At 29.1% G+C, this 25,482-nt stretch carries 25 protein-coding genes; 11 read left to right on the plus strand and 14 right to left on the minus strand.

All coding sequences use genetic code 11. The features are described 5' to 3' along the window. Positions 1-48: 48 nt before the first annotated feature. A complete protein-coding gene (locus CBLAS_RS06035) occupies positions 49-2,616 on the plus strand; it encodes an AsmA family protein (RefSeq protein ID WP_106871867.1) in 2,568 nt (855 codons plus the stop codon). 104 nt (positions 2,617-2,720) lie between these two features. On the opposite strand, the gene CBLAS_RS06040 is transcribed toward CBLAS_RS06035, so the two are convergent. Genes CBLAS_RS06040 through CBLAS_RS06050 form a run of 3 tightly spaced genes read right to left on the minus strand, consistent with a single transcriptional unit; the run spans position 2,721 to position 5,895 of the window. After that, complete coding sequence (locus CBLAS_RS06040; protein ID WP_106871870.1) at positions 2,721-3,323, minus strand: NUDIX domain-containing protein; 603 nt, start codon at positions 3,321-3,323, stop codon at positions 2,721-2,723. Continuing rightward, positions 3,308-4,717, minus strand: coding sequence for a magnesium transporter (gene mgtE, locus CBLAS_RS06045; RefSeq protein WP_241517606.1), 1,410 nt, complete (start codon positions 4,715-4,717; stop codon positions 3,308-3,310). Before mgtE ends, CBLAS_RS06040 begins: the two co-directional genes overlap by 16 nt. Before the next feature lie 11 nt (positions 4,718-4,728). After that, positions 4,729-5,895, minus strand: a complete 1,167-nt coding sequence (locus CBLAS_RS06050; protein WP_106871872.1) for a peptidoglycan DD-metalloendopeptidase family protein — start codon at positions 5,893-5,895, stop codon at positions 4,729-4,731. A 142-nt stretch (positions 5,896-6,037) separates the two neighbouring features. On the opposite strand from CBLAS_RS06050, the gene CBLAS_RS06055 reads away from it, so the two are divergent. The 7 genes from CBLAS_RS06055 to pyrE all read left to right on the plus strand — a co-directional run bounded on the left by CBLAS_RS06055 (position 6,038) and on the right by pyrE (position 12,042). Then, positions 6,038-6,763, plus strand: coding sequence for a plasminogen-binding N-terminal domain-containing protein (locus CBLAS_RS06055; protein WP_106871874.1), 726 nt, complete (start codon positions 6,038-6,040; stop codon positions 6,761-6,763). A 2-nt stretch (positions 6,764-6,765) separates the two neighbouring features. After that, the gene (locus tag CBLAS_RS06060; RefSeq protein ID WP_106871876.1) at positions 6,766-8,157 is read left to right on the plus strand and encodes an FAD-linked oxidase C-terminal domain-containing protein; all 1,392 of its coding nucleotides are present in this window, start codon (positions 6,766-6,768) and stop codon (positions 8,155-8,157) included. Next, a complete protein-coding gene (locus CBLAS_RS06065) occupies positions 8,144-8,962 on the plus strand; it encodes a YihY family inner membrane protein (RefSeq protein ID WP_106871878.1) in 819 nt (272 codons plus the stop codon). The genes CBLAS_RS06060 and CBLAS_RS06065 overlap by 14 nt, the downstream gene beginning before the upstream one ends. A 115-nt stretch (positions 8,963-9,077) precedes the next feature. Further along, complete coding sequence (locus CBLAS_RS06070) at positions 9,078-9,812, plus strand: dihydroorotate dehydrogenase electron transfer subunit (RefSeq protein WP_106871880.1); 735 nt, start codon at positions 9,078-9,080, stop codon at positions 9,810-9,812. Next, positions 9,806-10,723: a dihydroorotate dehydrogenase gene (locus CBLAS_RS06075; protein ID WP_106871882.1), complete on the plus strand. Its 918-nt coding sequence runs from the start codon at positions 9,806-9,808 to the stop codon at positions 10,721-10,723. The genes CBLAS_RS06070 and CBLAS_RS06075 overlap by 7 nt, the downstream gene beginning before the upstream one ends. Beyond that, positions 10,716-11,411, plus strand: a complete 696-nt coding sequence (pyrF, locus tag CBLAS_RS06080; RefSeq protein WP_106871884.1) for an orotidine-5'-phosphate decarboxylase — start codon at positions 10,716-10,718, stop codon at positions 11,409-11,411. The genes CBLAS_RS06075 and pyrF overlap by 8 nt, the downstream gene beginning before the upstream one ends. Position 11,412: 1 nt before the next feature. Next, on the plus strand, positions 11,413-12,042 hold the full coding sequence (gene pyrE / locus CBLAS_RS06085; protein ID WP_106871886.1) for an orotate phosphoribosyltransferase: 630 nt from the start codon (positions 11,413-11,415) through the stop codon (positions 12,040-12,042). A 71-nt stretch (positions 12,043-12,113) separates the two neighbouring features. On the opposite strand, the gene CBLAS_RS06090 is transcribed toward pyrE, so the two are convergent. From CBLAS_RS06090 to CBLAS_RS06100, 3 genes are read right to left on the minus strand one after another with little or no spacing between them, the layout of a single operon-like run. After that, a complete protein-coding gene (locus tag CBLAS_RS06090; protein ID WP_241517607.1) occupies positions 12,114-12,365 on the minus strand; it encodes a hypothetical protein in 252 nt (83 codons plus the stop codon). A gap of 57 nt (positions 12,366-12,422) precedes the next feature. Further along, the gene (locus tag CBLAS_RS06095; RefSeq protein ID WP_106871888.1) at positions 12,423-13,682 is read right to left on the minus strand and encodes a ComEC/Rec2 family competence protein; all 1,260 of its coding nucleotides are present in this window, start codon (positions 13,680-13,682) and stop codon (positions 12,423-12,425) included. Between the two features lie 54 nt (positions 13,683-13,736). After that, positions 13,737-13,943 (minus strand): transcriptional regulator, encoded by a 207-nt coding sequence (locus tag CBLAS_RS06100; protein WP_106871890.1) that lies wholly within the window; start codon positions 13,941-13,943, stop codon positions 13,737-13,739. Between the two features lie 167 nt (positions 13,944-14,110). On the opposite strand from CBLAS_RS06100, the gene CBLAS_RS06105 reads away from it, so the two are divergent. Together CBLAS_RS06105 and CBLAS_RS06110 are read left to right on the plus strand one after the other, a co-directional pair. Next, complete coding sequence (locus tag CBLAS_RS06105) at positions 14,111-14,803, plus strand: DUF4852 domain-containing protein (protein ID WP_157940030.1); 693 nt, start codon at positions 14,111-14,113, stop codon at positions 14,801-14,803. A 240-nt stretch (positions 14,804-15,043) separates the two neighbouring features. Further along, positions 15,044-17,140 carry an RNA degradosome polyphosphate kinase gene (locus tag CBLAS_RS06110; RefSeq protein WP_106871894.1) on the plus strand — a complete coding sequence of 699 codons (2,097 nt, stop codon included), beginning with the start codon at positions 15,044-15,046 and terminating at the stop codon, positions 17,138-17,140. A gap of 89 nt (positions 17,141-17,229) precedes the next feature. Here CBLAS_RS06110 and CBLAS_RS06115 read toward each other — a convergent pair whose 3' ends face one another. From CBLAS_RS06115 to CBLAS_RS06140, 6 genes are all read right to left on the minus strand, one after another. Continuing rightward, on the minus strand, positions 17,230-17,478 hold the full coding sequence (locus CBLAS_RS06115; RefSeq protein WP_106871896.1) for a hypothetical protein: 249 nt from the start codon (positions 17,476-17,478) through the stop codon (positions 17,230-17,232). 172 nt (positions 17,479-17,650) lie between these two features. Then, positions 17,651-18,082 (minus strand): glycine zipper 2TM domain-containing protein, encoded by a 432-nt coding sequence (locus CBLAS_RS06120; RefSeq protein ID WP_106871898.1) that lies wholly within the window; start codon positions 18,080-18,082, stop codon positions 17,651-17,653. 67 nt (positions 18,083-18,149) lie between these two features. Next, the gene (recG, locus tag CBLAS_RS06125; protein WP_106871900.1) at positions 18,150-19,952 is read right to left on the minus strand and encodes an ATP-dependent DNA helicase RecG; all 1,803 of its coding nucleotides are present in this window, start codon (positions 19,950-19,952) and stop codon (positions 18,150-18,152) included. Next, positions 19,949-21,166 (minus strand): M16 family metallopeptidase, encoded by a 1,218-nt coding sequence (locus CBLAS_RS06130; protein WP_106871902.1) that lies wholly within the window; start codon positions 21,164-21,166, stop codon positions 19,949-19,951. The genes recG and CBLAS_RS06130 overlap by 4 nt, the downstream gene beginning before the upstream one ends. Before the next feature lie 13 nt (positions 21,167-21,179). After that, complete coding sequence (locus CBLAS_RS06135) at positions 21,180-21,587, minus strand: NfeD family protein (protein ID WP_241517608.1); 408 nt, start codon at positions 21,585-21,587, stop codon at positions 21,180-21,182. Beyond that, the gene (locus tag CBLAS_RS06140) at positions 21,574-22,512 is read right to left on the minus strand and encodes an SPFH domain-containing protein (RefSeq protein WP_106871904.1); all 939 of its coding nucleotides are present in this window, start codon (positions 22,510-22,512) and stop codon (positions 21,574-21,576) included. The genes CBLAS_RS06135 and CBLAS_RS06140 overlap by 14 nt, the downstream gene beginning before the upstream one ends. A gap of 166 nt (positions 22,513-22,678) precedes the next feature. On the opposite strand from CBLAS_RS06140, the gene CBLAS_RS06145 reads away from it, so the two are divergent. After that, the gene (locus CBLAS_RS06145) at positions 22,679-23,104 is read left to right on the plus strand and encodes a desulfoferrodoxin family protein (protein WP_106871906.1); all 426 of its coding nucleotides are present in this window, start codon (positions 22,679-22,681) and stop codon (positions 23,102-23,104) included. A 37-nt stretch (positions 23,105-23,141) separates the two neighbouring features. On the opposite strand, the gene CBLAS_RS06150 is transcribed toward CBLAS_RS06145, so the two are convergent. Next, entirely contained in the window at positions 23,142-23,945 is an 804-nt protein-coding gene (locus CBLAS_RS06150) for a hypothetical protein (RefSeq protein WP_106871908.1), read from the minus strand. Further along, positions 23,946-25,481 (minus strand): hypothetical protein, encoded by a 1,536-nt coding sequence (locus CBLAS_RS06155; protein ID WP_106871910.1) that lies wholly within the window; start codon positions 25,479-25,481, stop codon positions 23,946-23,948. Position 25,482 lies beyond the last annotated feature (1 nt).

The following is a 25,482-nucleotide window of genomic DNA, read 5'->3' on the forward strand; positions in this document are numbered from 1 at the left end:
TAGCTAAAATTTGATATAATGCAAAAATTACAATAACAAGGAGAAATAATGAAGTTTATAAAAGGTTTGGTTGTATTACTATTGCTTATGTTAGTTGCCGTATATGTAGTAGCTTTCACGAGTTTTGGAAACAATCTAGTAAAACCATATATAGAAAAAACTATAAAAGAAAAATCAGGATATGATGTAAAATTATCGAAATTTGAGCTTAAATTTGGAAGCTTAGATGTTGATGCTGTTGTAAATGATGAGATAATGGCAAATGTAAATGGCAAATACTCACTTTTTGCACAGAGTTTTGATTTAAACTATAAAGTAGATGTTAATAACTTAAAAAGTTTTGGGTTAAATCTTGATGAAAAGATGGATTTAAGTGGAAAAGCAAAGGGTAAAGCAAAAGATTTTAGCGTAAATGGATCTGGCAAAATGCTTGATTCAAATGTAAGATTTTTAGCGAATTTAAAAGATTTTAAACCTTTTAATGTGGATTTGGACGCAAAAGGACTAAATGTTAAAAAAGCTCTTGCTTTAGCAAACCAACCATTATACTTAGATGGTTTAATAAATGCAGTAGCAAATGTTAAAGAAGGCACAGGAACAGCTACAATTACTTCATCAAATTTAATAGTTCAAAAAGATGGATTAAAAGATCAAAACATATCCATACCTGAAAATATACCTCTTGATTTAAAATCTGATATTGCATTAGAAAACAATATAGTAATAGCAGATACAAATGTAAAATCAAAACTAGCAAACATAAGCGTTAGCAATACAACATATAATCTTAATGCAAACTCATTAACTAGTGATTTTTTAGTTGATATAGACAAACTTGCTAACTTAGAACCATTTGTTGGTCAAAAACTAAATGGAAGTTTGCAAGCAAATGGAAATGTAGAAGTTGAAAAAAATGCCTTAAAAAGCTTAAATTTAGACGCTAAAACTCTTGGTGGAAGTTTAAAAGCTACAACTGATGGCAAAAAATTAAATGCAAATATTGATAATTTTAGTTTAGGAAGTATTTTTGTCTTAACAGGTCAAAAGATTTTAGCAGATGGAAAACTAAATGGCAATATTATATTAGATAGTTTAGACATTAAAAATTTAAATGGTAAAATAGATTTAAATATACAAGATGGTATTTTAAACGAAAAAGAACTTAAAAATTTAACTCAATTTGATTTTCCAAAAAATATTAAATTTAGTGAAAAATCAGATATAACTATAAAAAGTTCAGTAATTGATTTTAAAAATATCTTAAACTCAGATTTATTGAATGTATCTAAATTTGATGGTTCATATGATTTAAATAAAGCTACTTTAAGTGCTGTTTATAAAGCCTCAATTGATAACTTATCTAAATTTGCATTTTTAACTGGTCAAAAAATTGATGAAAAATTAGATGTTGATGGAGATGTTAAACTAGTAAATAACGCCCTTTCTAGCCTAAATTTAAATGCTACAACACTTGGTGGAAGTCTAAAAGCTGTAACAAATGGTAAAAGCTTAACTGCTAATTTAAATAACTTTAACTTAGGAAGCATTTTTATGTTAGCTGGTCAAAAAGTTTTAGCAAACGGAAAGATAAATGGCTCTATAGATTTAGATAGTTTTGATGTTAAAAATTTAAATGGTAAGGCAAATTTAAACATTATAGATGGTGTTTTAAACCATATCGAACTTAGTAAACTTATGGAAAAAGATTTCCCTAAAAACATTAAATTTAATCAAAAAGCAGATGTAAATATAGTAAAATCTGTTGCAAATTTTAAAGCTTTAATCAATTCAGATTTAGCAAATTTATCTAAATTTGATGGTAGCTTTGACATAAATAAAGCTTTATTTAATGCTAATTATGAAGCTTTAATAAAAGATCTTTCAAAACTACAATTTGCAACTGGTATGAAAATGAATGGCGAAGTTTTAGCAAATGGTAACATAAAGAAAAGTGGTGAAAACTTTAGTGCTGATTTGAACTCAAATTTAATCGGCGGAAAACTTAATGCTAGTATTAAAAATGAGATTATAAGAGCTACATTTGATAAATTTCAAATAACTGAACTTTTATATCTACTAGATTTTAATAAATTTTATAAAGGTATTGGTGATTTAGTATTTAACTACAACACAAAAAGCCAAAAAGGTGATTTTAATGTAGATATTCATGAAGGCCAACTAACACAAGGAAAACTTACAAGTGCTGTTAGTCTTGCAACCGGAAGAGATATAACAAAAGAGGTGTTTAACAACTCCTATATTAGAGGAACAATCAATAAAAATATGATTTATTTTGACTCAAATATGAAAGCTCCAACAATGGAATTAAATGTTACAAAAGGAACTTTAGACACCATTACTTCACAAATTAATATACCTGTTGATATACAAGTTCAAAAAACTGATATAAGCGCTATGGTAACAGGAACCACTCAAGATCCAAAAGTAAAAGTTAGTTCAAAATATCTTGAAAAGAAATTAGAAAAACAGATAGATAAGGGATTAGATAAGCTTTTTGGCGGAAGTAAAAAAGATGGTGCTACTGAAAACGCCACAGATGATGGTAAAAAAAGTGAAAAAGATATAGTTAAAGGCCTAATAAAAGGACTATTTTAACGACAAACTATAAAAGCCCCTACTTTGGGGCTTTTATTCATTTAATAGATAAAATTATCTAAAATAACTCTTACATATCAAAACATAGTATCAATTTAAAAGTTTTAGTTTTTTGGTTTTAAATCTGGAAATTTATTAAAAAACCAATATATCGTATATCCTAAACTTGCAGGCTTGATGATATCTTCATCTTCTAAAAACTCTTTCCATTCATTAAGCGGTAAGTAAAAAAGCTCTATATCTTCACCATCTATCCCGCCACCTTGTGTCTGCTTCATACTATCATCTATCATTGCAAAAAAAAGTGTTTGTTTTCTACCTGATAAACCAACATCGCCATAAAATGATGATATCTTTTCAACCTCATCTACTTCATATCCAGTCTCTTCTAATATCTCTTCTATTATAGTGTCTTTAGCGCTAATTCCTTTATCCATTATCCCAGAACAAAGCTCATAGGTTATTCCAGATTCTTTTTTATTTACGCCTTGTTTGTATAGTCTATACCAAATAGGTGGACGAAACTGCTTTACAAGTAGAAAAGCATTTTTATCCTTATGAAATAAAAGCACAGACACGCTATCATATGCTTTTAGACAATCCCATACTATCTTTTTACTATCTCTTACAACTTCAAGCCTAAATGGTTTTATATATTGTGATTCATTTAGCTCTTTTATTTTAAACTCTTTTATACTAGTATCCATGTTGCAAGTCCTAAGAAACTAAAAAATCCTATAATATCAGTCATCATTGTTAAGATTATAGATGAACCAACAGCAGGATCAATTTTAAACTTTTTAAGTATTATAGGTATGGCAGCCCCGCAAAATCCAGCAATTGATAAATTTATAATCATTGAAAGACCTATAACAACACCTAGCATGTGGTCTTTAAACCATAATGATGCTATTAATGCTACAGCTATGGCAAATATAGCTCCATTTATAACAGCAATAGATATCTCTCTTTTTAAAACCTTTTTGGCATCTTTATACTCAATCTCACCAAGTGCAAGCCTACGAACAGTAACCGTAAGAGCTTGAATTCCAACATTTCCACCCATTGAAGCAACTATTGGCATTAAAATAGCAAGTGCTACATACTTTTGAAGTGTCGCATCAAAAAACCCTATAATAAATGAAGCTAAAAATGCAGTTACTAAATTTATACAGAGCCAAAATGCCCTTGCCTTACCAGCTTTTGCAAAACTTATATCTTCTTCTTCAGCCTCATCGTTAAGTCCTGCTAAGTTATAAATTTGCTCTGTTGCACTCTCTTGTATAAAATCATAAATATCATCTGATGTAATCCTACCAACCAAAACTCCCCTACTATCAACAACAGGCATAACAGACATATCGTGTTCTTGAAACTCAGAAGCTACCTCATTTATATCATCTGTATCTAGTGCTGATCTTGGTCTAAAATCCTCATTTTTTGCACTTCTTACAACCTCTTCAAGTGTTAAGCTAAAGTTATATATGATTAAATCAGCTAACGGTATAGAGTATTTTAAAACATCCTTATCATCTACAACAAAAAGATGATAAACATAGTCTATCTCATCTGCATGTCTCAAATCTCTTAGCCTATCAACAGCCTCCATAACTGTTTCATTTGCATTTGCCTTAAAAAGCTCTATTTGCATATATGAACCAGCTTGATTATCTTCATAACGAGAGAGTTTTAAAATATCTTTTTTATCTTCATCACTTAAATCATCAAAAATCTCTCTTGCTTTTTTTCCATCAATCTCATCGATATTTTCTAAAAACTCAAACTGATCATCACTTTCAAGATCTTCAACAACCTCAACCAACTTATCTTTAGGCAAAAGATCTATAACATCTTTTAGTATATAATCAGGCATCTCGATGGATGCGTTAGATAAACTTTCTATGTCTAGAGTATGAAGATATTCAAAATAGCTTTTTTCATCATGTCTTTTTATAATCTTTAGGCACTCAACTATATCAACACCACTCATCTCATCTTCTATAGTATCATTTATATGGGAATCAAGTAGAGCCTTTGCCTCTAGTAACTCTTCATTATCTTCTAACCCTTCTATTTCTTCACTAAACTCATCTTTTTTCAATTTTTTGCCTTTTATATTTTTATAAAATTATCAAATGTTACTATTTTTGGTGGATTTTGATAACCGCCCATAGCATTTTGTAATTTTTCATTTTCTACTCTTTTAAATTTTTCAAATTTAGCTTTTTCTTTTACAAACTCTCCATCTTTTTCAACATATACAACTTTTTCAAAATCTATAGCTCTGTTGTTTTTATATAATCCTAGGTGAAGATGTGGTCCTGTACTAAGTCCTGTAGTTCCTATATAGGCTATTATCTGTCCTTGACTGACATTCCTACCAACTTTCATACCTTTAGCAAATTTACTAGTGTGAGCATATAGGCTTTTATATCCATTTATATGACTTATTTCAATAGTATTTCCATATCCGCCTTTTTTTCCAACAAAAACAACTTTGCCATCTGCAACTGCTTTTATAGGTGTTCCTTTTGGTGCAGCATAGTCAGTTCCTAGATGCGCTCTATATCTTTTTAGCACAGGATGATATCTTTTTGGACTAAATTTAGATGATACTCTAGCACCAGGTACAGGAAGTCTAAACAAAAACTTCTCAGCCATTTTTCCTTTTTCATCGTAGTATTTTGAATCATAATAATACATATAGTAGCTTTTTTTATTTTCTTCCATCATACCTGAAATTATTCTTGGGTTTCCATAAGGCTTACCGAGTCTATATTTTTGTGTATAATGAAGAACTAAAGCATCGCCTTTTTGAAGTTTTCTAAAATTTACAACCTTGCCAAAAACAACCATAAAAGCATTTGATAAAGCACTACTTCCTGTTGCTTTACTTATATCTAAGTATGGAGATTTTTCTATATTTATTCCAAGAGAGTGTGTTTTTTCTTCATAGATTATTGGTGTAAATGTTAATTTAAATTTATTTTCTTTATCTTTATATATATGAATTTGAAGTTCATCACTTATAGGAACTAATATCTGATCAACCTTGCCCGTTTCATCAATTAGCATATCACAATCAGAATCGGCTATAATCTCAGTAACCAGCTCTTTCTCCTCTGCTTCCAAATTGTAATACAAAGATAAAGGAATATTTGAGCTTTCCAAAAAATCAAGCAAAGTAATCCCACTAGGCCACTTAAACTCTTGTAGGCTATAATTTTTTGCATATACACTAACACAAACTAAAAAGATAATAAAGAATTTTTTAATCATTAACAACCTTTTAAATAATTAGGGAATACATTCTACTATATTATTGTTTAAAATTGGTAAACTCAAATTTTAACACTCTTAGTTGTGTTAATTAACTTATTTTTAGTATAATTGTGCTTAATTAACAGACCAAGGAGAAAAATTGAGACATTTTATAGCTATATTTTTAGGATTAATGACCTTTTTAAATGCATCATCTTTATTTAATTTACCAGAATATCAAACCCCTCTTATAAAAACAGAAAATGGGTATGGTGAAGTATTAGATAGTAACGACATAGTTGTTGGAAGCAGTGGTGTTGTTATGCACACTTTTGGCAATGGCGAAAGCTCAATAATAGCAAGAGCTGTAGTTACTGAAAAAAAGATGGGTATGGCAAAAGTAAGATTTGAAGTTTTTGATCTTTTATCCCAACAAGCACTTCCTGTGCCTGGTATTTTACCAAAAGTTGGAGATAGAGTTGTTTTAAATTTTTTATATAATAGATCGCTTATAATAACACCTAATGAAGAGGTTTACAGACAAGTAGTTAACACTTTTCCAAATATAACCTTTATTCATCCTGATATCGCAGCTTCATATCTAAATGAGATTTATAGACCAAATCCATCAAGAGATGATTTTAGAGAAATTTGCTCCCAAAATGCTGCTGGACTACTGTTTATAGCTTTAGATAATCTTGGAGTTTTTGCAGATTGCGGAAGTTTTCAAATTTTAAAAGAGTTTAAAACTGGTGAAATTGCAGAATATGTAACCCCTTTTTATAGTAGAATTACAACTATAAAACCTGTTTTTTGGAAATGGGATACTGCTTATATGGCTGATTACAACTACCACTATAAATTTCTACTTGACATAAAGGAATAGATTTGAATAAAAATCATATTGTTTTTTTTGAAAACCTATTAGGTGAAGAAAATGTATACTTTGATAAAGCTCATCAAATAGCTTACTCTTATGATGCGACCAAAAAAAGATATGAGCCTGATGGGGTGCTATTTCCTAGAAACGAAGATGATGTGAGTAAAATTTTAAAATACTGCAATGACAACCATATAATAGTAGTTCCAAGAGGTGCTGGAAGTGGCTTTACTGGTGGAGCTTTGGCTGTAAATGGTGGAGTTATCATCTCATTTGAAAAACATATGAATAAAATTTTAGAAATTGATCTTGAAAATATGGTAGCAGTTGTAGAGCCTGGCGTTATAAATATGGATTTACAAAAAGCTGTTGAAGAAAAAGGTCTCTTTTATCCACCTGATCCTGCAAGTCAAGACTACTCAACAATTGGTGGAAATGTAAGTGAAAATGCTGGTGGAATGAGAGCTGCAAAGTATGGAATTACAAAAGATTATGTTATGGCTTTGCGTGCAGTTTTACCAAATGGTGATATTATAAAAGCTGGTAAAAAAACTATAAAAGATGTAGCTGGCTATAATGTAGCTGGAATTTTAATAGCAAGCGAGGGAAGCTTAGCAGTTATAACAGAGATAACACTTAAACTAATAGCAAAACCAAAACTTAAAAAAACTGCAATGGGTGTTTTTAATAGCGTAAATGAAGCTATGAATGCAGTTTATAAAACAATGGCAGCTGGTGTTACTCCTGTTGCTATGGAATTTTTAGACAATCTTTGCATTAGGGCTGTTGAGGATAAGTTTAACAAAGGCCTTCCAAAAGAGGCTGGAGCTATCTTAATTGCAGATGTTGATGGAAACTTAGAAGCTACTTTAGAAAAAGATTTAGAAGTTATAAATAGAGTATTTAAAGAAAATGGAGCAACTGATTTTATAATAGCTAAAAATGAACAAGAATCTAAAGATATGTGGTTTGCAAGAAGAAATTGTTCTCAAGCCATAACTTGTTATGGTAGCTTAAAAATAAATGAGGATATAACTGTTCCTAGATCAGAACTTCCAAAACTTCTTCAAAGAATTAAAGAAATATCAACAGTTTTTAATGTTACTACTCCTTGTTTTGGCCATACAGGAGATGGAAATGTCCACACAAATGTTATGGTAAATAAAGAAAATCAAGAAGAGGTAAAAAGAGGATATGAGGCTATAGAAGCAATTTTTAGAGCAACTATTGAACTTGGAGGAACATTAAGCGGTGAGCATGGAATCGGAATTTCAAAAGCACCATATATGAAACTTGCTTTTAGCGATGAGGAGATGAATCTTTTTAGAAGTATTAAAAAAGCTTTTGATCCAAATAATATTTTAAATCCTTTTAAAATGGGTCTAGATGAAAATAAGTAGTTTATATAAAAAATCAAAAGATTTTTATAGTCAAATTCATGATAAAGAACTTATGCACAACGCAGCTGGGCTTAGTTTTTATACTATTTTATCAATTATACCTGTGCTTTTGCTATCTTTGTCTATTTTTACCCAAATGCCTAGTTTTGATGAGTATTATGGAAAGATTAAAGAGTTTATTTTTTCTAGTCTTTTGCCATCTCATCAAGATACAATCTCAAGCTATATAGAGCAATTTTTATCAAATAGTGCAAATTTAGGAATTCTAGGATTTTTTGCCATAATAGTAGCAACTATAATGTTTTTTGATAATTATAACTATGTAGTAAACAAAATTATAGGTTCAAAGTCTCGTGGTTTTTGGCAAGATTTTAGTAAGTATTGGACGCTTATAACTCTTGCACCACTTGGTCTTGGGCTTTCGTTTTACCTAACAGGTAAAATGCAGATAATGCTTAATGAAAATGAGTTTACAAGTTGGATAAATATCTTAGCCATAGTTCCATATCTAATAATTTGGGCGATATTTTCTGTAACATATATTATATCTATAAACACTATAATAGATATAAAAAAGATGCTAATTAGCTCTTTTATAATTAGCATAATTTGGAATATTTCAAAAATAATTTTCATAAAATATGCATTTTATAATAAAACCTATCTTAGCTTATATGGCTCTTTTAGTGTGATCTTGTTTTTCTTTTTATGGATATATGTTAGCTGGATAATCTATCTTTATGGATTTAAGATATATCAATTTCTAACTATAAAAAAAATACCGCCAACCAAAAAAGATAATTAATCTAAATTTTATATATCATTTGATATTATCTAAGGATTTTGTTGATAAATCCTTAGTAATACGTCTTAGCTTAATAGCCAATATATCAAATAAATAGAGCCTAAAGAGATATAAAATGAAAAAAATTGAAAATTATGAAATACTTCAAAACAACAAAATTGCCAAAAATACCTTTAAAATGGTATTAAAAGGCGATACTTCACTTATTACAAACTCAGGTCAATTTATAAATATAACAATTGAAGATAAATTTTTAAAACGCCCTATTAGCATTTGTGATTATGATAAAGATAGCCTTACTATAATCTATAAAGTTTTTGGCGAAGGCACAAAGTGGCTAAGTTTGCAAAAAAGTGGAAAAATCATAGAAGCCTTAATGCCACTTGGAAATGGTTATACATTAAAAGATACAAAAGAAGCCTTGCTTATAGGAGGTGGAGTTGGAGTTCCTCCTCTTTATAATTTAGCAAAAAAGCTGGTTCAAAAAGGTGTTAAAGTTGATATAATTTTAGGCTTTAATACAAAAGATGATGCCTTTTATATTGATGAGTTTAGAGAATTTGACAAAGATATAAAAGTCTCAACAATTGATGGAAGTATTGGAGTAAAAGGGTTTGTAACTGATTGTATGGATGAGAGACTGCAAAATTTATACTATTATACTTGCGGTCCACTTCCTATGTTAAAAGCTATTTTTAATCTAACAAAAGCAAGTGGTCAAATTTCATTTGAAGAGAGAATGGGTTGTGGTTTTGGTGCCTGTATGGGGTGTTCGCACAAAACAAAAGATGGATATAAAAGAATTTGTAAAGAGGGGCCTGTTTTGCAAAGCGAGGAAGTTTTATGGTAGATTTAAGAGTAAATTTAAATAAATTTGAACTAAGTAATCCAATTATCCCAGCAAGTGGAACTTTTGGGTTTGGATATGAATTTAGTGAGTTTTATGATATTAATATTTTAGGAAGTATATCCTTAAAAGGAACTACTCTAAATCCACGCTTTGGAAACCCAACTCCTAGAATTGCAGAGTGTGAAAAAGGTATGATTAACTCTGTTGGACTTCAAAATCCAGGAGTTCATAGGGTTATAAATGAAGAGATTAAAAAGCTAAAAAAAGTCTATAGCAAAAAGGTTATAGCAAACATCTCTGGTTTTAGTGTGGATGAGTATTTGCAATGTGTAGAGAAATTTAACGAAGTTAGTGAAGTTGAAATTTTAGAGATAAATATATCTTGCCCAAATGTTAAAGATGGCGGGATTAGCTTTGGAACTTGCCCTGATTCAGTCTATAACATAACTAAAAAGATAAAAGAGATTGCAAAAAAAGATGTTTTTATAAAGCTCTCTCCAAATGTAACAAATATAAGTGAAATTGCAAAAGCTGCGGAAAATGGCGGAGCTGATGGCATTAGTATGATAAACACATTAATTGGTGCAAGGTTTGATATAAAAACAGCAAAGCCAATAATCCACAACATAATGGGGGGCTTTAGTGGTCCTGCCATAAAGCCCATTGCATTAGCTATGATATACCAAGTTTATAAAGCTGTAAAAATTCCTATAATTGGCATGGGTGGAGTTATGAATGCAAAAGATGTGGTTGAGATGATGTATGCAGGAGCTAGTGCTGTGCAAATTGGTTCGGCAAATTGTATAAATCCCTATGCTTGTAAAAATATAATTGAAAGTTTGCCACTACTTTTAGAAGAACTTAGTATAAAAAATATAAAAGATATAATAGGAAAAGCTCACAATGTGTAAAGATGTGATAATAGCTTGTGATTTTTCAAGCAAAAAAGAAGTTTTGGATTTTTTGGATAAATTTAGAGATAAAAAACCATATATAAAGATAGGTCAAGAGCTTTTTTATAGCGAAGGTGCTAGTATAATTAAAGAGATTAAAAGTAGAGGTTTAAAGATATTTTTAGATCTAAAACAGCACGACATTCCAAATACCATTTACAAAAGTATAAAAAACCTAGCTATGCTTGATGTTGATATGTTAAATGTCCATGCAAGTGGGACAACTCCTATGATGTTAGCTGCAAAAAAAGGGGTTGATGAGATAAATAAAGATATAATATTACTTGCTGTTACACAACTTACTAGCACTAGCGAGGAGATTATGCAAAGAGATTTGCTTATAAACTACTCTTTAAATGATACAGTAATTCACTATGCTAAAAATGCCAAAATTGCTGGTTTAAAGGGTGTAGTTTGTAGCCCTTTGGAAGTTAGTCTTATAAAAAAACATTGTGGAGATGATTTTATATGTGTAACTCCGGGCATTAGAATTGATAATAAAAAAGATGATCAAATTCGGGTAACAACACCAAAAATGGCAAAAGAGCTTGGAAGTGATTTTATAGTAGTTGGAAGATCTATAACAAACTCAAATGACCCACTAGATACTTACAATAGATGTTTAGATGATTTTTTAGGAGAATAAAATGCAAAATTTAATAGCTCAAAATTTACTTGAAATTAAAGCAGTTTTTTTAAGCCCAAACAAACCTTTTACATGGGCAAGTGGTATAAAATCACCAATTTATTGCGATAATAGACTAACTCTATCAAATGTCAATGTTAGAAAAAATGTAGAAAACACACTTGCAAATTTGGTAAAAGAAAATTACCCTGATTGTCAAATGTTAATGGGAACAGCGACAGCAGGCATTGCCCATGCAGCACTTGTTGCTGAAATTTTAAACCTTCCTATGGGTTATGTTAGAAGTGGTGCAAAAAAACATGGAAGAACAAATCAAATAGAAGGCAAATGCGAAGCTGGAGCAAAAGTTGTCGTAATTGAAGACTTAATTTCAACTGCTGGCTCATCAATTGAAGCGGTAAATGCACTTAGGCAAGCAGGAGCTGAGGTTTTAGGAATTGTTTCAATTTTTACTTACAATATGAAAAAAAGTTTTGAAAATTTAAAAGAGGCAAATATCACAAACTTTTCTGCTTCAAATTTAGATACCTTGTTAGAGATTGCAACTAAAATGCAATACATAAATGAAGATGAAAAGATAAAGATACTAAAATTTAGAGATAACCCAGCAGATGAAAGCTGGCTTAGTTAGGCATATTTAAAAAGGTTGCTAGCTTATTTAAAGTAGCAACCTAAATTTGAGTATAAAATTTAGCTTTTAACCTATTTTTTAGCTACCTTTTTGGCAACTTTTTTTGCTACTTTTTTAGCTTTTTTAGGTTTAGTAATTTCCTCTTTTTTAAGTTTTTTAACTATTTTCTTTACAGCTTTTTTTCTGTCTTCTTTTTCTTCAATATATTTTTTAGCTACTTTTTTAGCTACTTTTTTAAGCTTTGACACTTTTTCTTTTTTCTTATCTTTGCCCTCTTTGCAACTTCCGTCCATTGTGCAACATTCAACTTTTTCTTCTGCCATTGTAAACTCCTTTTATAAGATTTTTCATATTATATCACAATAAAGTTATCATTTATACTACAATAGAAATAATACTATTGGATAAAGCCCAATTAAAGCAAGCAAAAGTGCTAAAATTTTATATCTTATGGCTAGTAAGGATAGTAAATTAACACCATAAAATAAAAATTTAGATATGTTTATTTGGTGCATTTCAACTGGATAGTTTAAAAACATGATTAAATATTCATCAAAAATCGAGCCAAAATTAACCAAATGCAAAAGCAAAGATAGAGGGTAGAAAATTATAAATATATAACTTATAAACACAACTGAAATTTGAGTATATGTGAAATTTGGGAAAAAATAATATACCGGTATATTCATAGCTAAATATACAAATAAATTTAGAAAAATAATATTAATATAAACATTAAAGCTTTTAGCAAAATGATGGATATAAAGATATATATAAAACACTCCTAAACAAGAAAAATAAAATCCATATGAAAACAAAAGATGTGGAAAAAATGATATTGCAATTAGCATAGTTATAAAAAGAGTTTGAAATGAAAATACCTTTAAATTTCTAACTAAAAATACAAAAAGCACCAAAGCCATTAAAAGAGATCTTAAAAAACTTGGAGTAAAATCAAGCACAAAAAGATACCCTACCATAAGAAAAAAAGTGAGTAAACTTATATCAAAAACTAAGCTTCTATATGGAAAAAATCTATTTTGAAAAAACTTATAAATAGGGGTTAATATAAAAAATATTGTTGTAAAAATTATGCTTAAGTGAAAGCCACTAATTGCAACAAGATGTGAAATTCCCCATTTTACGATGTTTTGTCTTAACTCTTTATTTATTGGGGTTGCAAAAAATAGTGCTAAATATAAATTTTGAATTTGTAAGCTTTGATGTTGAGAAGCTACATATTTTATGGCTTTATCTTTTAATGTTTTGTTTATTTTTACTTTTTCAATATTAAAAGATGGCATATAAAAGCTCTTTTTTAGATAATCTTTAAAATCAACTCTATCAGTTACTATACCTAAATTTAGCATATCAAGCTCTTTAAAATTTGTCTCTTTTTTTGTAATTGTGTAAAATATAAAATCATTGGTTTTTAACTTTAAAACCCTATAAACTCTTCCTTTTTTATTTGTTTTAGTATATGAACTTAAAACTTTTGCATCAATTTTTTGAAATTTATCTTCTTTAAAATGTCTAAATTCATTATGTTTTATAAAAATATTTATAGAAAAAATAGCCAAACATATCGCTATAAATATTAAAATTTCACTAAATTTGTTAAAAAGTTTTAAACCATTCATGTAATAATGATATCATTTTTATATGAATTTTATAAACTCTCATCTTATATCATTCTATTTTATCCTAAAATTCTCATTTTCTTTTGCAATTTCTTTTAATTTATTTAAATTTTCCTCACTTTGAGTAAGTAACTCATCAAATTTAAATCCTAACATAATTATCCTATATAATTCTGGTTTATTTTTACGCCAATTATAAAGCGTTTTTGTATCTATGTTTAAAATTCCTGCAATATCTCTATTGGTTAATTTCTTTTTCATACATTACCTTTTTAGTAATCATTAAGAAATTTAACTTTTTTATCAACAAAGTAAATATTACTTATTTTTTATTATTTATAAGTAATATTTACCTATTTTAAAATTTAAATAAGTTAAAATTTGAATTAATTTTATAAAATTAATTTAAATTTTAAAGTATAAAGATGTTGAAAAAAATTACATTGTTTACTGGTATCATTTTATTGTGTATAAATTTAAATGCCATAGATAAAAAAGATGCTGATAATTTTGGAATGTTTGCATTATCTAATGTAGTTGATACACTAGATAGAGATTTAATGGGTGAATGGTATTTATATAATTTCAATTCTAATAAGTATAGACAGGTAAAGAATGATGAATTTGAATTTCATGATACTGTTCAAGAAGGCTATAAACAATTCATAAAATTAGTAAATTTAAATAAAGATAAAATTAAAAATACAGAATATAAAACAACTTTAAAAATAGAATTTAATGAATATGATTTTAAAAATGAAGGATTTCCGCTTGATTTAATTGCTGAAAATAGTTATATACCTTTTTACGGCTCTGATAAACCAACTTGCAATTATGCACAATCTGAACTATCTTTTGACAATGCTAATACTTCTAAAAATTTCTTACCAATAAAAAAAGAGGATGCTTCAAAATTTGTTAAATCTCGAAAAAGTAATTATAGCGGTGAGATTAACCGAAGCCTTCTAGCCGTCATAACTTACACTATAAATAGCATTGATTTAAAAAACACAATTACAAATTACTCAGAGTGTGTATATTTAAAAGTAAAAGGTAATATAAAAAACGTAGATATATTAGATTTAAACAATCAAAAAATATTCACTATAGAAAATTATTGAATTTTATAAGTGTTTGAATTTACTTTCAAGCAGATTTTTTTAAAAAGTATTTAGAAGTAGAAAAAAAATAAAAAGAGGGAATTTATCTCTCTTTTAAAATTGCCAATTTTTATATCTATACCCCTTTATCTTAAAAATATATTTTTAACCTAAATTTTAATTCTCTATAGTTATTTGATTGATAAATACATTTTTATAGTTACATAAATTTTGCTATAATGTTAATAAAAAAGGAAGAATATGTCAGATACAAACAACTCAATATTTATAAATAGAGAACTTTCTTGGCTTAAGTTTAACACTCGTGTTTTAAAACAATGCGAAAAAAATATACCTCTTTTGGAAAGATTAAAATTTTTAGCGATTTATTCAACAAATTTAGATGAGTTTTATATGATAAGAGTAGCTGGGTTAAAACAACTTTTCATGGCTGGAGTTATATCAAGCGGAAGCGATGAGATGACTCCACTTGACCAATTAAGAGAGATAAGAAACTATCTTTCAAAAGAGCAAATATCTCTAGAAAAAGAGTATAGAGATATAATAGGTGAGCTAGAAAAAAATAATTTTTTTATTAAAAAATATGATAATTTAGATAGTGAGTTGAAAGCAAAAGCTGATGAGTATTTTTTCTCAAATATAATGCCTATAATTGTGCCAATAGCAGTTGATTCAACCCACCCTTTTCCACACTTAAATAACCTTAGTTTTGGATTGGCTGTAAAGTTGATTGACAAAGAAAATGAAAATTTAGATGATATAAAATTTGGGATGGTTAGAATTTCAAGAGTTTTACCTAGATTTGTTCAAGTAAGTGAAAATATCTATGTTCCTATTGAATCCATTGTCCATAGACACGCTGAAGAAATTTTTCCTGGATATAGCCTGATTAGCTCAGCTGCTTTTAGAGTTACTAGAAATGCTGATATTATCATAGAAGAGGAAGAAGCTGATGACTTTATGCTTTTACTTGAAGAAGGACTTAGACTTAGAAGAAAAGGGGCTTTTGTTAGGCTTCAAATTCAAAAAGATGCAGATCCTGAAATAGTTGAGTTTTTAAACTCACATATGAAAATTTTCTATAAAGACATCTATGAATACGATATACCTATTTCACTTGAGGGACTTTGGGATGTTGTTGGAAATAAGGATTTTTCTCATCTTGCACTTCCACCATATACTCCAAAAACATTGCCTCCATTTGATGAAAATACCTCTATTTTTCAAACTATAGACAAAGAAGAGGCGTTGCTTTATCACCCATATGAGAGTTTTGACCCTGTTTCAGAGCTTATAAAAGAGGCTTCAAAAGATCCTAATGTAATATCAATTAGAATGACACTTTATAGAGTTGAGAAAAACTCTCCAATTGTAAAAGCTTTAATAGATGCTGCAAATGATGGTAAGCAAGTTACTGTTATGGTTGAGCTTAAGGCTAGGTTCGATGAAGAAAACAACTTACACTGGGCAAAAAACCTAGAAAATGCTGGAGCTCATGTCATTTATGGAATAACGGGTTTTAAGGTACACTCTAAAATTACTCAGATAATTAGAAAAAACAACGATAAACTTAAGTTTTATATGCATCTTGGCACAGGAAATTACAATGGAAGTAGTGCTAAAATCTACACAGATGTTAGTTTTTTTACCACAGATGAGAGATTTATCCAAGATACTACAACTTTTTTTCATATACTCTCAGGCTATAACAAAAACAGAAGACTAAACAATCTTTCAATGTCGCCAATGCAGATAAAAGAGCGCCTTTTAAAGATGATAAAGCTAGAAACTAGCAAGGGAAATGAAGGTCATATAATAGCAAAAATGAACTCGCTAGTTGATTCTGATATGATAAAAGCACTTTGCAATGCTAGTAAGGCAGGTGTTAAAATAGAGCTTATAATTAGAGGAATTTGCTGCTTAAGACCCGGAATAGCTGGAATTAGTGACAATATAAGAATTATCTCTATAGTTGGAAAATACCTAGAGCATGCTAGAATTTTTTACTTTAAACACTCATCTCCTGAGTTTTACATCTCAAGCGCTGATTGGATGCCAAGAAATTTAGAAAGAAGACTAGAGCTGATGACACCAATCTACAATGATATCTTAAAAGAGAAATTAAAAAATATATTAAAAATTCAACTAAAAGATACTGAACTAGCTTTTGAGCTTCAAAACAGCTCTGAATATATAAAAATAAAAACAGAAGATGAAAAATCAAAAATTAATAGTCAAGATGTATTAGAAATTTATTTTGATAAATTATATAAAAGCATTAAAAAACACAGCGATAAACATATGATGTCTGCAAATAAGCTATTGAACGAAAAATAAAATTGGGGCTTAATGCCCCTTTTATCTTAATTTTTATAGCTTTTAAAAATCTCTCTTATACTTTAATTAGATAAAAACTACTTTCTTTATCATGCATATAAACCAACCTTATATTTTTTACAAATTTTTACTAAGTTGGTATTTAATTTTTCTTCTTTGTCAGAAAACCAAGTCCACTCTTTAACATTTTCAGGAAACCAGTCTAATCTTGTTAAATATTTATAAATATAATTTCCTAAGTATGCTAAATCATGTTCAGTGCTAGGACAAATAAAAGTATTTTTATCTTTTACTATAAGGTTATTTTCTTCAGCATATTTTGCTAAAGCATTATACAATTTATCTATATCGTATTTATCTTCTCTTTTTATTTTTCTTCATCTAATATAATTTTAACTCCGTGCATAATTTTTCCTTTTATAGGCTTATTTTGTCTATCTTTTTATTTGCAAGTTATAAAAATACTTCTAAAATTTCTTAATTATTTTCAATTATTTTTATTTTTAAAAATCATTTTACATCTATACGAATTTTCTCCTGTTTTTCTAATGTAATTTTAGAATACTCTTTACCATTATAATACCCTATATTTCTATAGCCTGTAAGAACTTTATCTTCAGAAACCTCTTCTTTATATGTGCAACCTTGTTTATTTCTTATGTTGCCCTCAGCCTTATTTCCAGCATATCCACCAAGAACAGTTCCAGCAACTGTGGCAAGCTTTTTACCAGTTCCTCCACCAATTTGATGACCTAAAACCCCACCAGCAACACCGCCTAAAACAGTTCCGGCTATATTATAATCAGACTTATTGCAGTTTTCAACCATATGCGTTTTCTCTTTTATCTCATAAACAGGTCTATGCTCTACAACATCTATCACAATACTTCTAGCAAAAATAGCACTAGTTAAAATCATAGTTAAAAATAAAATTTTTCTCATCATCTCTCCTTTTTTAGTATTTATTATCATTTTACTAATGTTTTATTAATATATTTATAAGTTTAAATTAAATTTTGTATTTTGCCAATCTTCTTTTAGCTATTAATGTAATATCTTCTTCATAATCATAAAATTTAAAAGTAGCGCCGTGTTGTACAGTTCCATCAAGTAGATCGCCACTTTGTCTATTTTTAAGATCAATTTGTGCAACTTTAAAACCATCAAGAGTTTTAGTAAATTCCTTTAATCTATCTGGTGGATTTTTAAGCTTTGTAAAAAGATAACACCAACCTTTTCCACCAACTCTTCCAACTCTTCCACGAAGCTGATGAAGTGTAGCAAGCCCCATTCTTTCAGCCCCAACAATTACGATTATACTAAGCCTTGGAAGCGAAATTCCTACTTCTACAACAGTTGTAGTTAGTAAAATATCACCCTTGTCTTTAAACTCTTTTAAAATTTCTTCTTTTTCTTTATCTTTTCCATGTGTTAAAAATACATTTTCAAAGTTTTTAAACCAGTAATCCTTGCCCTCATTTAGGCTTTGATATTCACTTACTTCACTCTCTTCAACGAGTGGGTAGACAACTATGGCTTGCTTTCCCTTTTTAATCTCATCTTTCATATGCGATATAAGCTCGCTAAAACCGCTGCTTTGTAGGATTATAGTTTGAATTTCTTTTTTAAATGGCATCTGTTTTAAGAAACTAAAACTAACTAGTTCTGACTCTATTAGAGTTAGTGTTCTTGGTATCGGAGTTGCGCTAAATTGTATGTAGTGAGATAGATACTCTCCATCTTTTGTTAGTAAATTTATCTTTTCTCTTTGGTTTGAACCAAACCTGTGCTGTTCATCAACCATGATCAAATTTGCTTTTGGCAAGTTTTGATATAGTAAAACATGAGTTCCTATTATCAAATTTACACCTTTAAAATCAATCTTTTTATCACCACTTTTTACTAGCATTACATTTATATAATTAGGAAGTAGTTTTTTAGCTTCATTATAAATTTGCTCTGCTAAAATGCTAGTTGGAGCCATTAAAATGGAAACGCTTGGATATATCATCAAACTAGCTCCAAGCATTACAAGAGTTTTTCCACTCCCAACATCTCCCATAACAACTCGCCTTTTAGCAACATTGCCTAAAAAATCTTTTTTTATATCTTCAAGTGCGTTTATTTGATCTTTGGTTGGTTTAAATGGTAATGTCTCTATCCAATCATCTATACTATTTACAGCTACTTTTTTTGCGGGATGAATTAACTTTTTTCTACTAAGTTTTTTTAAATAGTTAAAAATTTCTATAAATTTTAAGGTGTTTAAATACTCATTATCTGTTTCTAGCTTGCTTAGCAAATTTACACTTTCTTTGTCGCTTTTATGGATATCTAAAAGCAAATTTGCCTCATTTTCATTTAAGCCTTCTTTTGTTAAATTATTAAAATTTAGATATTTTTTGATAGTATTTTGAACTATGTTATCTTTAATACTAAGCTTGTATCTAGGTAGAATATAACCAACTTTTGTAACTACTTTTGGATTTACAAATTGCCACATATTTCCAAATTTTGTAGCTTTACCATGTATAAACATCTTTTTGCCAGCTTTAAACATACTATAATGCCAAGGTTTAGCATTAAAAACAACTATCTTAATATCTTTTTGCCAGGTAATGCAAAAGACATTAACATTTAGCATAGAGCGATTTAAAAAGTAGCCTTTGCACTCTATCTCCGCTGTGTTTTCACCCTCATTTGGAAATTCACTTAAACTTAAATCATCAAAACTTTTTGGCAAAAGAAGAGCTAAATCAATTATGTTTTTTACACCAATTTTCTTTAACTCTTCTTTTTCTTGTTTATTCATTTTGAAAGGACGGCAAAAGATAAATTACCAATTTCGGTATGCGCTTTTATAAATTGATTTAATTCATCTAAAGTAAGCTCTTTAATCTGCTTAATTCTTTTTGAAATTTCATCAAATTCATAACCCTTATAGAAGTTATCTTGTTTTGTATTTACTCTTTGAAACATTGTTTCTTGGGTTAAAGATACGCTTCCTACTAAAAAATCTTTAGCAGATTTCAACTCATCTTCGCTAACTCCATCTTTTATAAATTTTTCAAATTCCTCTTTTATAACAGCTATCGCCTCTTCCTTATTCTCATTTTTGGTTTGCAAATAACCTGTAATTCTACTAAGGCTAAGCTCAAAGTTATTTCTAGCATAGATAGAGTATGCAAGACCTCTTTTAACACGAATTTCTTCCATTAGCCTACTTCCAAAACCACCAGCGCCCAATATAAAACTAGCAACATTTGCTTTATAAATGTCATCTTTTTTAATTATAAAAGGTGCACCAAAATATATATATGCTTGTTCGCTATTTTTCTTAATCTCTTTAAATGTTTTTTCATCACTTGTAGAAATTTGCGGAAGCTCTCTTTTTTCTCCTGCCTCTAGAGCATATAGTGCTTTTGAAAAATCAATCTCTTCAAGCTTTACATCTCCTGCTAAAACTATGTATAAATTTGCTAAGTTTAGATACTCTTTTATAAAGCCTTCAACATCTTTTAAATCAATACTTTCAATGCTTTCATATGTTCCTATGGTAGGATTTGCTCTTGGGGTATCTGGATGTAGTATTTTGTTTAACTCAAGTCCTGCTAAATAGTCAAACTCATTTTCGTTTATGGCTATTTGAGATTTTACTATATTTTTAATCTTTTGCAAGGTATCATCTGTTAAATTTGGATCTTTTAAAAGCTTGACTAACATAGAAAAAGCGTAACTAAAATGCTCCTTTAAGCAATTAAGCTCAATGCTAAATGTTTCAAACCCACTAGAGCTGTGAAGCTCTATAGCTTTTATCTCCAAAAGCCTTGCATACTCATTACTTCCAAGCTCTTTTGTGCCTTCATTTAATAACCTTGCACAAAGCCTAGAAAGCCCCATTTTACTATCAGCCACAGAACCCGCTACTTTAAATATTAGTTTTAAATTTACAACAGGCAAACTATCATCATGCTCAAACAGAAGTGGAATTTGAGTATTTTTTGCCTCTAAAATGATTTTTTCCATATGTCTTAACTACCTATCTTTTAATTTTAATCTTACTATCTTTAACACCTAAAACCTCTACTTTGGCTCCCTCTTCTAGCCCAGCTATATCATCACTTTGCCAAAAGGTTCCTTTGTAATAAACCATACCATTTTTAATTTCGCCAACGCCCTCTTCATCAAAATAGTTATCTTTAATCTCTTCACTATATCTATGAAACCATCTTTTAAAAGGTTTTTTTAAAACAAACATCAAAACTAAAGATAGAACAAAGGCTATTAGCATTTGCCACTCCCAGCTGATTTTTATAAAAAAGCTTAATATTCCAACTATAAAAAAACCTAAACCAAAAAATATAAGTATAAAATTTGCTATCATAAGCTCAAAAGCTAAACAGATAGCAGCTATGATAAAAAGATTAATAGGATCAAGCATTATCATCTTTTGGCTCTTTTTCTATCACTGGTTTTTTGCCCAAAAACTCTTTTGTTAGACTAAGACTTCCTATAAAATCACTAACTTCAAAAGGAACTAAAATTTTATCTTTGCTATTACTTTTTGCTAACTCACTAAACGCACCAATCCTATCTTGTGCTAACATATATTGTGCCGCAAAATCAGATGTACTCATTGCTATATTTATATTATTCATAGCCTCTTTTTGACCTTCAGCTATCGCAACTTGTTCATATTTTTTGGCATCTGCCATTCTCTCGATCGCCTCAGCTTCTAAAACTTTTTCTTGTTTCATAGCCTCTGCATTTAAAATAACGGCTTGCTTGTCAGCTTGTGCTCTTAGCTCAATAGCTCTTTTTTCACGCTCCGCTTTCATCTGCATATTCATAGCCTCTTCTATGTCATTAGGAACTGAAATTTCAGATATCTCTACACGCATAATCTTAACACCCCAGTTATCAGCAGCGTCCCCTAGAGCTATTTGAAGGGCAGCATTTAATTTATCTCTTGATGAAAGAGTATCATCTAAAATCATACCGCCAATCTCGCCTCTTAATGTTGTCATAGCTAAATTTGAAATGGCTTTTCTATAGTCCTCAACATTATAATACGCCATTTTTCCATTTATGATTTTCATATAAACAATGCCATCAACTTGAATATTAACATTATCTCTTGTTATGACTTGTTGTCTTGTTATATCAACAAGTTGTTCTCTTGCAGTAAGAACAGATTTTACTCTATCTATAAAAGGAATTATAACGTGAAATCCACCATCTAAAACTCTATGAAATTTACCCATTCTTTCTATAATTACTATATCAGATTGAGATACTATTTTAAAACCTGCTTTTAAAAACATAGCTATAATAACACATATAACTATCACTAAACCCAAAAACTGTTCCATAAACAACTCCTTAAATTTTTTATTTATTATAGCATTTTATTATAATCTTAAAATTATATAATTACATATTTGTGTTTATTAATCTCATATATAACTATTTTATTTTTGTTATTATTTATTAATTTTAAATATGTAAAATAATTAGATATTTTCACAAGGAGAAAAAATGAAAAGAAGAGATGCTCTAAAAGCCTTGGCAATAAGTGCAGTTGCAGTAAGTAGCTTAAGTGCTTATGATGAAAAACTTATAGTTAACAAACAAGATATGGTAGTTAAAGATCCCAAAAACCCAACAGATTTTGAAGCAAAACACCTTCCAGCTATACATATAGGCAATAAAGATGAAAAAGGTTATACTTTAGTTGAGATAACCGTTGGACAATTAGGCATAATTCACCCAAGCGAAGCAAATCACTGGATTTATAAAATAGATCTTTATGCAGATGATAAACTTGTTAGCGTTGTAAACTTAGAGCCTGTTATTTCAAGAGGATATTTAAGTGCAAGAGTTAAACTTGACGATGTTAAAGTATTAAAATCAACAGCATTCTGTAACCTGCACGGTAACTTTACAGCAACACTTTACCTGTAAATTTGCCTTTGAGTGTCAATGCAAGACACTCAATAAATTATTTAATTCCATGCTTTAAGGCTGGAGTTCCTAGCTCAATAAGTTTGGCATTGGATCTATTGAAATATTCTACCCAAAAACTATTTAAAGATTTTAATACTTGGGGTTTTATATATCCTTTTTTGGATTCTGTGAGTCCAGTTCCTATAACATAAATTTTAGCCCCACCAAAGTTTCCAAATAAATCATTCTTTTCCAATAAATTAAGCTCTTTTTTATTATTTAATAGGCGTGGCAAACCCCTTACATAAAAAGAGGTAATTGATGAATTCTCAAGCATGTCAGAAGCCAAAATTACTACTTTATCTTCTATTTTCATAGGAGCTATAACATAATTCCCAAAATCCTGCAAGGCATAAAATATATCAGACTTTGCTATGCTATCACCATCTTTTAAAAAAGCCCCGCTAATACTCTTTTTTATCATATTTCTAACATAACCTATCTGATCTTTTAGGCACTTATCAACTTTTACAAGTAGGTCTTTTCTTATATTGTATTTTTCTTCTTTGCTTAAAGGTGTATCAATATTCATCTCAAATAGAACTTCATTATATTTACCGTCTAAAAATGATGAAAATTTAGCAATAAAAATATGATTTCCATATTTTACAAATTTCAAAGAATTCGCCAAGACTTGATTTTGCAAAGCTTCATTAAATAGAGTTGTTTCATCTATAAGTACAAAAACTGCACTTTTAATTTCTTGTTCTTTTTTAATATTATAATAATCATAACAACTCATCGAATTTGCTATCAAATTTACAAATAATATATTCAAAAGTAATAAAATTTTTTTCATTTAATCCTCCAACATTATATTTCCTAGTTGCTCTTTATATTTTCGCAACATATTTTCATCCGGATTTTCTTTATTTTTTTCTTCATTAATCAAATCTTTTAAGGTTTGAATTTTCATTTCTTTTTTAGATAGTTCTTGTGATGTTATACTATCATTTGTTTCTATAATATTTTTACTATCAGTTGCAATTTCATTTACGGGTTTATTTTCAATGTTTTTTTCTGAAATTTCACTATTATTTTTCATTCTTTGTTTTTGCTCCATTGCATGTTCATTTTCTTTTATGCTAATGTATTTTTCGAATGTTCTACTGCTATTTTGACTTATATTATTAGATGTATGGCTTCTAACATTTGCTTTTGTTATATATTCACCTTCTTTTGATTTTAAAATATTTAATTTTTCATTAGCAATTGTTTTAATGCTATCCCTTTTTCTTTCCCAAAATTGAATATAATCATTTTTATCTATAAACATATGTGTTATATTAAATGCTTTTTCACTTTCTTTACCTGCAAAACCCCATTTATATCCAAAAAGTATGCCTAAAATTTGAATAAAAACAAAAAGTACGGCTAAAACTATAAAAGTTGCCCAACCTGCTTTTCTATCTGCACCTTGTTGTTCTTGCAATGCTTGATTATCAGCGCTTTCTTGTATTTTACTTAATTCAGATGAAAAATCATTGTAAATATTAGTTGATATGCTTGAAATTTCTTGATTTAATTGTTTTTCTAAAACTTGACCACGAACATAAGTAGCTCCTATAGCTATTAGAGTTATCAATACAGCGGTTATAATTGATACAACCCAAGCAGGAGTAGCATTGGCATTTTTGTTTGCAAGCCTATTATACATTTGCAAACATCGTGGTTCATCATCATCAACATAATCATTTTCAAGACTTACCTTTGGGTTTGATATTAGTTCAATCTCTTTATTGTATTTCGCTTGTTCCTTTAACTGAAAATCACGTATTTTGGTGCGAAGCGAATTAACATAAATTTCAGAACCTGTAAAATGAGTAAAACCTACTAAAATTACCGATATCACAAAAGCTATGCCAACAGCTCCCTTTTCTTGCAAAGACTCGCTCGCCCCTGGTATAGTCCAGCCAGCCAAAACATATGAAAACCCAAGTGCCTCTAAAATAACAAGCAAAAATATAATTACCATCATAAAAATAGGAAATTTTTTTCTATCAATCTCTTCAATTTTGTTTAAATATGATTTTGACTTTTCGTAAGTTCTTTCATCTTTGCTCATAAAAGCTTTATAATAACGATAAAATCTATCACAAAGAGTAGTTTCGGCACTTGTCCAACCATGCCATACACTATTTTCATTATCTGTGAAATTTTTATCTTTATAGCTTCTTGCTATTATCCCAAATAAAGGGAAACTAATCCAAAAACAAAGCCACCAAAATTTAATTTTATCCCAAAATTTAATGATTAGTATCAAAGCTGATAGTGTTAAAACTGCTGCTGTTATTATAGCTCTATATACAACCAAAAAGCTAATAAAACCTTCCATA

It is taken from the genome of Campylobacter blaseri, from assembly GCF_013201895.1.
Lineage (GTDB): Bacteria > Campylobacterota > Campylobacteria > Campylobacterales > Campylobacteraceae > Campylobacter_B > Campylobacter_B blaseri.

Coding starts and splice junctions, on each gene's coding strand:
- CBLAS_RS06035 (WP_106871867.1), top strand. CDS start 49: ATGAAGTTTATAAAAGGTTTGGTTGTATTACTATTGCTTATGTTAGTT.
- CBLAS_RS06040 (WP_106871870.1), bottom strand. CDS start 3,323: ATGGATACTAGTATAAAAGAGTTTAAAATAAAAGAGCTAAATGAATCA.
- CBLAS_RS06050 (WP_106871872.1), bottom strand. CDS start 5,895: ATGATTAAAAAATTCTTTATTATCTTTTTAGTTTGTGTTAGTGTATAT.
- CBLAS_RS06065 (WP_106871878.1), top strand. CDS start 8,144: ATGAAAATAAGTAGTTTATATAAAAAATCAAAAGATTTTTATAGTCAA.
- CBLAS_RS06070 (WP_106871880.1), top strand. CDS start 9,078: ATGAAAAAAATTGAAAATTATGAAATACTTCAAAACAACAAAATTGCC.
- CBLAS_RS06075 (WP_106871882.1), top strand. CDS start 9,806: ATGGTAGATTTAAGAGTAAATTTAAATAAATTTGAACTAAGTAATCCA.
- pyrF (WP_106871884.1), top strand. CDS start 10,716: ATGTGTAAAGATGTGATAATAGCTTGTGATTTTTCAAGCAAAAAAGAA.
- pyrE (WP_106871886.1), top strand. CDS start 11,413: ATGCAAAATTTAATAGCTCAAAATTTACTTGAAATTAAAGCAGTTTTT.
- CBLAS_RS06090 (WP_241517607.1), bottom strand. CDS start 12,365: ATGGCAGAAGAAAAAGTTGAATGTTGCACAATGGACGGAAGTTGCAAA.
- CBLAS_RS06095 (WP_106871888.1), bottom strand. CDS start 13,682: ATGAATGGTTTAAAACTTTTTAACAAATTTAGTGAAATTTTAATATTT.
- CBLAS_RS06100 (WP_106871890.1), bottom strand. CDS start 13,943: ATGAAAAAGAAATTAACCAATAGAGATATTGCAGGAATTTTAAACATA.
- CBLAS_RS06110 (WP_106871894.1), top strand. CDS start 15,044: ATGTCAGATACAAACAACTCAATATTTATAAATAGAGAACTTTCTTGG.
- CBLAS_RS06120 (WP_106871898.1), bottom strand. CDS start 18,082: ATGAGAAAAATTTTATTTTTAACTATGATTTTAACTAGTGCTATTTTT.
- recG (WP_106871900.1), bottom strand. CDS start 19,952: ATGAATAAACAAGAAAAAGAAGAGTTAAAGAAAATTGGTGTAAAAAAC.
- CBLAS_RS06130 (WP_106871902.1), bottom strand. CDS start 21,166: ATGGAAAAAATCATTTTAGAGGCAAAAAATACTCAAATTCCACTTCTG.
- CBLAS_RS06135 (WP_241517608.1), bottom strand. CDS start 21,587: ATGATAATGCTTGATCCTATTAATCTTTTTATCATAGCTGCTATCTGT.
- CBLAS_RS06140 (WP_106871904.1), bottom strand. CDS start 22,512: ATGGAACAGTTTTTGGGTTTAGTGATAGTTATATGTGTTATTATAGCT.
- CBLAS_RS06145 (WP_106871906.1), top strand. CDS start 22,679: ATGAAAAGAAGAGATGCTCTAAAAGCCTTGGCAATAAGTGCAGTTGCA.
- CBLAS_RS06150 (WP_106871908.1), bottom strand. CDS start 23,945: ATGAAAAAAATTTTATTACTTTTGAATATATTATTTGTAAATTTGATA.
- CBLAS_RS06155 (WP_106871910.1), bottom strand. CDS start 25,481: ATGGAAGGTTTTATTAGCTTTTTGGTTGTATATAGAGCTATAATAACA.